Here is a 7,751-nt window from a genome sequence, read left to right on the forward strand (position 1 = left end):
CGTGCGGGTCGGACACGCCGCCCGGCGCCTGCCCCGGGACACCCGCCGCTTGTGCGCCGGCCGGCCGGTGCGCGGCGATCAGCGACGCGAGCGACACGTCGAAGCGATCGCTCGACAGCACCGCGAGCAGCGCCGCGCCATCGACATGGCTGCGGCGTCGCTGCAACTGGTAGGTCAGCTCCGTGCGGTCGATCACCAGCACGTCGAACAACTGCGCGAGCGTCAGCTGCTCCGGGTTCGCGAGCAGGATGTAGCGCGGCGTGGTCTCGCCGCCGCCGTCCAGCCGCGCGATCCATTCCCGCTCCTCCATCGTCGTCAGCAGGCGCTGCGCGGTTTCCATGTCGCAGCGCAGCATGGTCGCGAGCCGCATCGCCGTGTAGCCCCGCTTGCCGGCCGTGCGCGCTTCGGCCAGCCGCGCGAGCATTTCCAGTGCGTCGAGCAGGTCGCTGCCCGGATAGTGGATGCGGTGGAACTGGCCGACGCGGATCGCCGGCAGCGCGGAGGCCACCATCGCGCCGAGCAGCGCGATGAACCAGCTCAGGTACACCCATAACAGGAACACGGGCAACGCCGCGAACGCACCGTATACGGCCGTATAGGTCGGAATGCGCCGCACGTAGTAGCCGAAACCGCGTTTCGCCAGCTCGAACGCAATTGCCGCGAACAGCCCGCCGATCACCGCATCGCGCCACGCGACCGTGCAGTTCGGCAGGTACACGTACAGCAGCGTGAACGCGAGCACCGCCAGCGGCAGCGACACGAGCGCCAGCAGCCACTCGACGATCGACGTGGACGGCCCCGCGCCGGTAAACGCGAGCGACTGCGTGAACAGGTACGACGAGATCGACAGGCTCACGCCGAACAACAGCGGGCCCAGCGTGATCAGCGCCCAGTACGCGAGCACGCGCTGCGCGAACGGTCGCGGCTTGCGTACCCGCCAGATCAGGTTGAACGCCGACTCGATCGTCATCATCGTCATCACCGACGTGACGACGAGCACGATCAGGCCGGCCGTCGTCAGCCCCTTGGCCTTCGACGCGAACTGGTTCAGGTACTTGAATATCTGGACGTTGAACTGCGCAGGCATCAGGTGATCCGCGAGGAATCCCTGCAGCGAGATCTGGAACGACGCGAACATCGGGAACGCGGTGAACAGCGCGAACGCGACCGTCACGAGCGGCACGAGGGCCAGCATCGTCGTGAACGTCAGGCTGCCCGCCACTTGCGGGATGCGATCCTCGGCGCTGCGCCGGGCCGCGAACTGCGCCAGGCGCTTGAGGGTGTCGAGATCGACGCTCAACTTCGGCAAACGGCTTCTCCTTCTTGATACCGCGCGCCCGACGGCGCGCCGCCGCCGCGCTGCGCGACGGCTTCAGCCCCTATAATAGCCGCTCGATTCCAGCAGGGGCCGACTGCACCGGGCACGCGCGCGGCCGCACGCGGTTCCGTCGCCCATGAAAGACATCCTCGTTCTCTATTACAGCCGTCACGGCGCCACGCGCGATCTCGCACTAGCGATCGCGAACGGCATCGACAGCGTGCCGGGCATGCAGGCCCGCATCCGCACCGTGCCGCCCGTGTCGACCGTCTGCGAAGCCACCGCCCCCGACATCCCCGCCGACGGCCCGCCGTACGCGGAACTGCGCGATCTCGAGGAATGCGCGGGCCTCGCGCTCGGCTCGCCGACCCGCTTCGGCAACATGGCCGCGTCGCTCAAGTATTTCCTCGACGGCACCACGCCGCAATGGTTGTCGGGTGCGCTGACCGGCAAGCCGGCAAGCGTGTTCACGTCGACGGGCAGCCTGCACGGCGGCCAGGAATCGACGCTGCTGTCGATGATGCTGCCGCTGCTTCATCACGGCATGATGATCGTCGGGATCCCGTACACGGAATCCGCACTCAGCACGACGCGTACCGGCGGCACGCCGTACGGCGCCTCTCACGTCGCGCAGCACGACCGCTCGGCCGCCGGCGGGCTGTCGGCGGACGAAAAGACGCTCGCGGCCGCGCTCGGCGTGCGGCTCGCTCGTGCGGCGGCCGCCCTCTCCAGCGCCCAGGCCGCCGAAGCCGCATGAACGCCCCCGCCCGTCCCGCCGTCACTGCCCGGCCGCGCTACGCGCTGATTGCCGCCGCATGCCTCGTCGCGCTGATCGCGCTGTCGCTCGCGTGGGAGCTGCGGCTCGCGCCGCTGCGCCCGGGCGGCTCCGCGCTGATGCTCAAGGCCATACCGCTCGCGCTCGCGCTGCCCGGCGTCTGGCGGCGTAACATCTATACGATGCAGTGGGCGAGCATGCTGATCCTCGTCTATTTCGCCGAGGGCGTCGTGCGCGGCATGTCCGATCGCGGGCTGTCCGCGACGCTCGGCTGGTGCGAAACCGCGCTCGCCGTCGGTTTCTTCGTGACGGCGCTGGCATACGTCGCGCCGTTCAAGCGCGCGGCGAAAAAGTCGCGCGCCGCGTCCTGACCCTTACGCGACAAGGTGATGATGTCCTCCGAAGCTTTCGTTTCCGCGTGCCGCGATGCGATCGGCGCCGATCATGTGCTGACCGACCCGCACGATACCGAACCGTTCCTGACCGACTGGCGCCGCCGCTACAAGGGTGCCGCGTGCGCGGTACTGAAACCCGCGAACACGGCCGAGGTCGCCGCCCTCGTCAAGCTGGCCAACGCACACGGCATCGCGCTCGTGCCGCAAGGCGGCAACACCGGCCTTGCCGGCGGCGCCACGCCCGACGCGAGCGGCAGCCAGGCCGTGCTGAGCGTCGCGCGCCTGAACCGCGTGCGCGCGCTCGATCCGCACAACAACACGATCACCGTCGAAGCCGGCGTGATTCTCGCCGACGTGCAGGCACGTGCCCGCGAAGGCGGCCGGCTGTTCGCGCTGAGCCTCGCGGCGGAAGGCAGCTGCACGATCGGCGGCAACCTGTCGACTAATGCGGGCGGCACCGCGGTGCTGCGCTACGGGAACGCGCGCGAGCTGTGCCTCGGGCTCGAGGTGGTGACGCCGCAAGGCGAGATCTGGGACGGCCTGCGCGGACTGCGCAAGGACAACACGGGCTACGACCTGCGCGACCTGTTCATCGGCGCGGAGGGCACGCTCGGGATCATCACGGCGGCCGTGATGAAGCTGCATCCGCTGCCGGCCGCGCAGGTCACCGCACTCGCCGCGCTCGAATCGCCGCACGCGGCGCTCGATTTCCTCGCGCTCGCGCAGCGCGCGGCCGGGCCGCTCCTGACCGGCTTCGAGCTGATGTCGGATTTCTGCATGCAGCTGGTCGGCAAGCACTACCCGCAACTGCGCTACCCGTTCGCGCAGACGCACGCGCAAACGGTGCTGCTCGAACTGTCCGACAACGAAAGCGAAGCGCATGCGCGCGCGCTGTTCGAGAAACTGATGGAAGAAGCGTTCGAGGCCGGGCTCGTGGTCGACGCGGTGGTCGCGGAGAATCTCGCGCAATCGCGCGCGTTCTGGGATCTGCGCGAGCACATCCCGCTCGCACAGGCCGACGAGGGGCTCAACATCAAGCACGACATCGCGGTGCCGATTTCGTCGATCGCGCGCTTCATCGACGAAACCGACGCGGCGATCCAGCAGGCCGCGCCGGGCGCGCGGATGGTCACGTTCGGCCACCTCGGCGACGGCAACCTCCACTACAACGTGCAGATGCCCGAAGGCGGCGATCCGAAGGCGTTCCTCGCCGCGTTCCAGGCGCCGATCAACCGGATCGTCTACGACAACGTGCACCGCCACCACGGCACGATCAGCGCGGAGCACGGGATCGGCCAGCTGAAGATCGACGATGCGCAGCGCTACAAGTCCCCGGTCGAAACGACGCTGATGCGCACGCTGAAGACCGCGCTCGACCCGCGCGGCCTGATGAATCCCGGCAAGGTCCTGCGCTGAAGCCGCCCACTCCGGAGCCCCGCCCGTGAAAATCCGCGTCCTGTCCGATCTGCACCTCGAAAGCAACCAGCCCGACGCGATCGCGCACGCCGACGCGGATCTCGTCGTGCTGGCCGGCGACATCCACAATCATGCGGAAGGCCTGCGCTGGGCGGCCGAAACGTTCGATCCCGCGGTACCGGTGATCTACGTGCCAGGCAACCACGAGTACTACGACGGGGAATTCGGCGCGCTGGAGACGGCGATGCGCGATGCGGCGCAGGCGCTCGACAACGTGCATTACCTGAACAACGACGTCTACGTCGATCCCGGGCAGCGGTTCCGCGTGCTCGGCACGACGCTCTGGGCCGATTTTTCGCTGTTCGGTACCGACGAAGCCAGCCTCGCGGGTGCAATCGACGCCGGGCTGCGCGTGATGCTCGATTTCAAGGGCTTGATCCAGGTGACCTGGCCGCATGACGCGGCGCTGCATGCGGCGCCGGGCACGCCGGAACGGGATTTCTCGCCGGCCGACGCGATCGCGCTGCATCGACGCAGCCGCGCATGGCTGGAGACGCAACTCGCGACGCCGTTCGCGGGCCGGACGATCGTCGTTACCCACCATGCGCCGCACCGGCGCTCGCTGGCGCAGCGCTATGCGGACGATCTTGCATCGGCGGGATTCGTCACGGACATGGCGGAACTCGTGCAGCCGCCGGTGGATCTGTGGCTCCACGGCCACACGCATACGTCATTCGACTATGTGGCGGACGGTGGCACGCGCGTGGTATGCAATCCGCGCGGCTACATCCACCGGCGCACCGGCGAACGGGAAAACACTGCGTTCACGTGGGACAAGGTCGTCGAGCTCGGCTGAACGCCGGCCCGCCCGGCCGCATTGCGCGGCCTTTTTGCGCGACCTTTTCGACCCGGAGCGTGACCGCGGATCAGCGCCCCGGGCGGCGCGGCTCGCGCACCCGTACCGGCACCGGCTTCATCTGCGCCTTCGCCTTCATCGCGCGCAGCAGGTCGCGGGTCGCCGCGGCGGCCGCGGCCGCGCCCAGCAGGACTCCAAGGCCGATCATCAGGTGCGTATCCATCGCTACTCCGGGGTTGCGTATCTCGTTAATTTCCACAGTATCAAACTGTCCGGCACGCGTTCGTAAAAAAATGTTGCGTGAAGGACAAATCTCGTCAGATTGCGGCCAACCGCGCGGTCATGTCGCACGCGTGTACTGTTCGAGCGCGGCTTCGTCGGCTGCCAGCGTGGCCGGCAGCTCGTCGCGCAGGAAATCGACCCAGGTACGGATTTTCGCGTCGAGGTACTGACGCGACGGATACAGCGCGTAGATGTTCATCACGTGCGACCGGTATTCGGGCATCACGCGCACGATGTGCCCGCTGCGCAACCAGCCGATCGCCGAATAGAGCGGCAGGCCGCCGATCCCCATCCCTTCGCGCACGGCCACGGCGAGCGCCTCGGCGACGTTCACGCGAAACGGCGGCGCCGTGATCGGGACGACTTCGTCGCCGTTCGGCCCCGCGAGCGCCCATTCGTCGAACTGAAAGCCCGGCGCGACCATCCCGAGGCATACGTGCTGCGCGAGATCCGCGGGCCGCTGCGGCACGCCGTTCGCCTCGACGTAGCCGCGCGACGCGCACACCACGCTGTAGCTCTCGCCGAGCCGCTGCGACACGAGCCCCGAATCCGGCAGGTCGCGGCCGACGACGATCGCGACGTCGTAGCCCTCGTCGAGCAGGTCGGGCATCCGCTGCGCGAGCGTCAGCTCGACGTGCACATCCGGGTAACGCTCGCGGTAGCGCGCGATGGCCGGCACCAGGTAGTGCTGGCCGAGGCTCGTGAAGCAATGCACCTTCAGCTTGCCCGACGGGCGCGCATGCGCGTCGCCCGCCTCGGCTTCGGCCTGGTCGACATACGCGAGGATCTGCTCGCAGCGCTGCAGGTAGCGCTCGCCTGCTTCGGTCAGTGCGATCCGGCGCGTCGTGCGGTTCAGAAGGCGCGTGCGCAGGTGCGCCTCGAGATCCGAGACCGCGCGCGACGCGTAGGCAGTGGTCGAATTCATCTGCTGGGCGGCCGCGGTAAAGCTTCCCGCGTCGACCACGCGGACGAATACCCGCATGTTTTGTAACGTATCCATCCCATTACCCGTTTGAATCCGGACGGATTGTTGCACAGAGGCAAACAAGTATTGTCTCAGGATTCGTAAAAATGACTTGCACCCTTGTCCATATATTCAGGAATCGCTGAAAAATATAATCGCATCCGACTCATCTATATCCGAAAGGGAGAAAATCGTGCAGTCTCCGGCGACAAAAGGGACGCTCGCACTGGCGGTTCTTGCAGTCTCATTAATAATGGCCGGGTGCGCGAGCATGGGCGACAACAAGCCGCAGTCGGCGCGCATCGAAGCGAACGCGCTCGATGCCGGCGCGGCCATCCGCGCGGCCGACCGCGACGCGGGCTGGCCCGCGGCCGACTGGTGGCGCGCCTACCGCGATCCGCAACTCGACACATGGATTGCCGCCGCGCAGGCCGGCAACCCGACGCTCGCGGCCGCCGAGGCCCGCGTGCGCGAAGCGCAGGCGATGGCGCGCGTGGCCCGCTCGGCCGAATTGCCACAGATCAACGGCAACCTCTCGCTGATGCGCCAGCACTGGCCGGACAACGTCTATTACGGCCCCGGCCCGCTCGCGAACACCGACACCTGGAACAACACCGGCACGCTCGGCCTGTCCTACCACCTCGACCTGTGGGGCAAGGACAAGAACGCGACCGAGCGCGCGCTCGATACCGCACACGCAACCGCCGCCGACGCACGCGCGGCGAAGCTCGAACTCGAGGTCAACGTCGTGCGCGCGTACGTCGGCATGTCGATGAACTACGCGCTGCTCGACCTCGCGCACGAAACGTTCGAACGCCAGCGCTCGCTCGCCGATCTCGCGCGCAAGCGGCTGCAGGCTGGCCTCGGCACGCAGCTCGAGGTGAGCCAGGCGGAATCGACGCTGCCCGACTATGAGCGCCAGATCGACAGCTACGAGGAAGCGATCCAGCTCGCGCGGCACCAGCTCGCCGCGCTGGCCGGCAAGGGCCCGGGCGCCGGCGATGCGATCAAGCGGCCTCGGCTGTCGCTCGACGCACCGGCCGGCTTGCCGTCGGCGATGCCGGCCGACCTGCTCGGCCGCCGCCCCGACGTCGTCGCGGCACGCTGGACGGTCGACGCGCAGGCGCGCGGCATCGACGTCGCGAAGGCTTCGTTCTATCCGAACATCGACCTGCTCGCGACGGTCGGCGGCTTCGGCGTGACCGCGCCGTTCACCGACTTCCTGCGCGCGATGAACGGCGGCTGGACGGCCGGCCCCGCGCTGTCGCTGCCGATCTTCGAAGGCGGCCGGCTGCGCGCGCAGCTCGGCGCGGCGAATGCCGGCTACGACCAGGCGGTCGAGCAATACAACCAGACGATCGTCGGCGCGCTCAAGGACATCGCCGACCAGGTCGTGCGGATCCGTTCGCTCGATACGCAGAAGAAGGACGCCGCGCGCTCGGTGGCCGCCAACGACCGCAGCTACCAGCTGTCGCGCGAAGGTTTCCGCCGCGGGCTGACCGACTACGTCAACGTGCTGGTCGCGCAGCAGCAATTGTTGCGCGCGCAGGAAACGGCCGCCCGCATCGATGCGGAACGCCTCGCCGCGCACGCTCAGTTGATGGCCGCGCTGGGCGGCGGCGTCGAGACGGGCACGGACGTGCCGGGCAGCCATCCGCCGGGCAGCCAATCGTCGCATGGCGAATCCGCCGCGGGCGCAGCCGCGCCGGCCGCCGCGTCGGGTGCGAAACCCGTGGCCGCCGCCG

At 68.5% G+C, this 7,751-nt stretch carries 8 protein-coding genes; 5 read left to right on the top strand and 3 right to left on the bottom strand.

Features of this window, described 5'->3' with window-relative positions:
* Positions 1–1,309: YihY family inner membrane protein (locus DPV74_RS36885; RefSeq protein ID WP_119338979.1), on the bottom strand; the 1,309-nt coding region annotated here is incomplete at its 3' end.
* 145 nt (positions 1,310–1,454) lie between these two features.
* On the opposite strand from DPV74_RS36885, the gene wrbA reads away from it, so the two are divergent.
* From wrbA to DPV74_RS36905, 4 genes are read left to right on the top strand one after another with little or no spacing between them, the layout of a single operon-like run.
* Complete coding sequence (gene wrbA / locus DPV74_RS36890; RefSeq protein ID WP_027787717.1) at positions 1,455–2,075, top strand: NAD(P)H:quinone oxidoreductase; 621 nt, start codon at positions 1,455–1,457, stop codon at positions 2,073–2,075.
* Positions 2,072–2,464 carry a DUF2069 domain-containing protein gene (locus DPV74_RS36895; protein WP_021160810.1) on the top strand — a complete coding sequence of 131 codons (393 nt, stop codon included), beginning with the start codon at positions 2,072–2,074 and terminating at the stop codon, positions 2,462–2,464. The genes wrbA and DPV74_RS36895 overlap by 4 nt, the downstream gene beginning before the upstream one ends.
* An 18-nt stretch (positions 2,465–2,482) precedes the next feature.
* Positions 2,483–3,904: an FAD-binding oxidoreductase gene (locus tag DPV74_RS36900; protein ID WP_027787719.1), complete on the top strand. Its 1,422-nt coding sequence runs from the start codon at positions 2,483–2,485 to the stop codon at positions 3,902–3,904.
* Between the two features lie 25 nt (positions 3,905–3,929).
* On the top strand, positions 3,930–4,760 hold the full coding sequence (locus tag DPV74_RS36905) for a metallophosphoesterase (protein WP_027787720.1): 831 nt from the start codon (positions 3,930–3,932) through the stop codon (positions 4,758–4,760).
* Between the two features lie 70 nt (positions 4,761–4,830).
* Here the strand turns inward: DPV74_RS36905 and DPV74_RS36910 are convergent, their stop codons facing one another.
* Positions 4,831–4,983 (bottom strand): hypothetical protein, encoded by a 153-nt coding sequence (locus tag DPV74_RS36910; RefSeq protein WP_006476208.1) that lies wholly within the window; start codon positions 4,981–4,983, stop codon positions 4,831–4,833.
* A 117-nt stretch (positions 4,984–5,100) separates the two neighbouring features.
* The gene (locus DPV74_RS36915) at positions 5,101–6,042 is read right to left on the bottom strand and encodes a LysR family transcriptional regulator (RefSeq protein ID WP_027787721.1); all 942 of its coding nucleotides are present in this window, start codon (positions 6,040–6,042) and stop codon (positions 5,101–5,103) included.
* A gap of 157 nt (positions 6,043–6,199) precedes the next feature.
* Between DPV74_RS36915 and DPV74_RS36920 the strand changes: the two genes are divergently transcribed.
* A partial coding sequence (locus tag DPV74_RS36920) for an efflux transporter outer membrane subunit (RefSeq protein ID WP_205571973.1) occupies positions 6,200–7,751 on the top strand: 1,552 nt, incomplete at its 3' end.

Origin of the sequence: Burkholderia sp. HAN2018, assembly GCF_024704855.1 — a bacterium.
GTDB lineage: Bacteria > Pseudomonadota > Gammaproteobacteria > Burkholderiales > Burkholderiaceae > Burkholderia > Burkholderia cepacia.